Genomic DNA, 1,809 nt, shown 5'->3' with positions numbered 1-1,809 from the left:
GGCGGGTTAAAGGGAACCCGCCCTACGGGCCTACGACATTGCCGCCAGACGACCCTTGCAAACCCAACAGGTATAAGGTACCTTTTTTGGAATCAAGGAACCTCGCCCATGGCATTGAGCATCAAGGACCCTGAAACCGAGCGGTTGGCACGGAATCTCGCGCAACTCACCGGGGAAAGCATCACGACGGCGACCAAACGCGCCATCGAGGAGCGGCTGCGCCGGGTTGGCGGCCATTCCCGAAAAGCCGCCCTGCTGGAGGATCTCGCTGATATCCGCCGGCGTTGGAGCGCTTTGCCGGTCCTGGACGACCGGACGTCCGAAGACATTCTTGGATATGACGAGCATGGGCTGCCTCGCTGATGGTGATCGACACATCCGCCATCGTGGCGATCGCGCTGAACGAGCCTGAGGCCACGGAATTCGAACAACGGATCGCAGATGATCCGGTCCGGCTGATTTCCGCCGCGACCGCGCTCGAAGCCGCGATTGTGCTCGAAACGCGACTGGGCGACGCGGGTGGACGTGAGCTTGATCTTTGGCTGCACAAGGTTGGAGCGGAGGTCGTCCCTGTCGATGCCGAACAGATGGACGCCGCGCGCCGCGCCTGGCGCCGATATGGCAAGGGGCGCCATCCGGCCGCGCTGAATTTCGGAGATTGCTTTTCCCATGCCCTGGCGCTGACCCGTGGGGAGCCGCTGCTGTTCAAGGGGGAGGATTTTGCCAAAACCGACATCATTCTGTCTGTCATGGGTCATCCTCCAGGATAACCTTGTCACAGAAATTACCGTGTCTCACTTACGGGGTGCAGTCCAGCACTGTCACCGTAATCCGTTGCTGGCAAACGGATGCACACGCGCGCGATCTTTAAGTCATAGCTTGATCAGCCGCAATTCCAGACCGGCCCGATCGGCGTCCGCGTCCAGCAAGGGCCGAAGCTGCCGCCATTGTAGCGACCACCGTAAAAACCTGGCCGGCCGAAATAGTGCCAGTCACCATCGTACCCGTAATAACGTGGGATTGGATCGATATACCAGGGGCGCCGGTTGTGACGCGCCATGCGCGAAACCGCAGCTCTCTGCGCGTAAGCTGGAAGGCTGTGATTCGGTGGCTGATGATATCCCGGCAGGAAGCCGTAGCCATGCCAGCGTGGCGCCGGCCGGTTATGAACCGGCGCAGCCGGCGCGACGACCGGCAGCAGCGATAGGACAATGGCAATCGACAGAAACACGAGGCGCGACATAAGCACACCATAGATGGCCGGCTGTCGGGACGCGATTCAAATCTGATTGCACGGTCCAGCGCAACTGCCTCCGGTTCGCTTGCGGGGGAGGTCGCATCGAATGATGCGATGCGGGTGGGGGAAACTCCCTCCATACAAACAGTGCGAATCGCGGCGGCACCCCCACCCCAACCCTCCCCCGCAAGCGGGAGAGGGAGCAAAGCTCCATCGTGGACGCCATTCGATCCAATCTCATCACGCATTACGGCGCCATGGCTGCGGCAAAACAACCCGACGGGCAATATTTCGCTTAACCCGTCGGGCAAATCAGCGCTACCAGCTCGCCCTATCCCAACCCGGCAAGAGGGGCGGATCGCGATCGTCACGAACGCGGGAGGGGATGCGGTGGACGCGGCAGCGTCGGCGCGAAACGGTGTCGCAGGGCGAGTCTCTCGTGAGCGATCAACCGGCGCGCAGGACGAACGGCGCCAAAGCGTACGGCAAAACCGTGTGGTCCCGACACCCGTTGCTGGTGCCAAGCTGTCGGTGGCGGTCTCGATCCAACCGGATCGTTTCAGCCATCAAGC

Annotated in this window: 3 protein-coding genes; 2 read left to right on the top strand and 1 reads right to left on the bottom strand. The window is 61.6% G+C overall.

Annotated features, from left to right (window positions below; all coding sequences use genetic code 11):
• Positions 1-108 precede the first annotated feature (108 nt).
• Both WCE35_RS01715 and WCE35_RS01710 read left to right on the top strand, forming a co-directional pair.
• Positions 109-363, top strand: coding sequence for a type II toxin-antitoxin system VapB family antitoxin (locus WCE35_RS01715; RefSeq protein ID WP_424591615.1), 255 nt, complete (start codon positions 109-111; stop codon positions 361-363).
• A complete protein-coding gene (locus tag WCE35_RS01710) occupies positions 363-770 on the top strand; it encodes a type II toxin-antitoxin system VapC family toxin (RefSeq protein WP_424591614.1) in 408 nt (135 codons plus the stop codon). The genes WCE35_RS01715 and WCE35_RS01710 overlap by 1 nt, the downstream gene beginning before the upstream one ends.
• A gap of 113 nt (positions 771-883) precedes the next feature.
• Here the strand turns inward: WCE35_RS01710 and WCE35_RS01705 are convergent, their stop codons facing one another.
• Positions 884-1,243: a hypothetical protein gene (locus WCE35_RS01705; protein ID WP_424591613.1), complete on the bottom strand. Its 360-nt coding sequence runs from the start codon at positions 1,241-1,243 to the stop codon at positions 884-886.
• Positions 1,244-1,809 lie beyond the last annotated feature (566 nt).

Origin of the sequence: Bradyrhizobium sp., assembly GCF_049691595.1 — a bacterium.
Lineage (GTDB): Bacteria > Pseudomonadota > Alphaproteobacteria > Rhizobiales > Xanthobacteraceae > Bradyrhizobium.
Note: the sequence above shows the minus strand (reverse complement) of the source record. Positions and strands in the feature narration are given on the sequence as shown.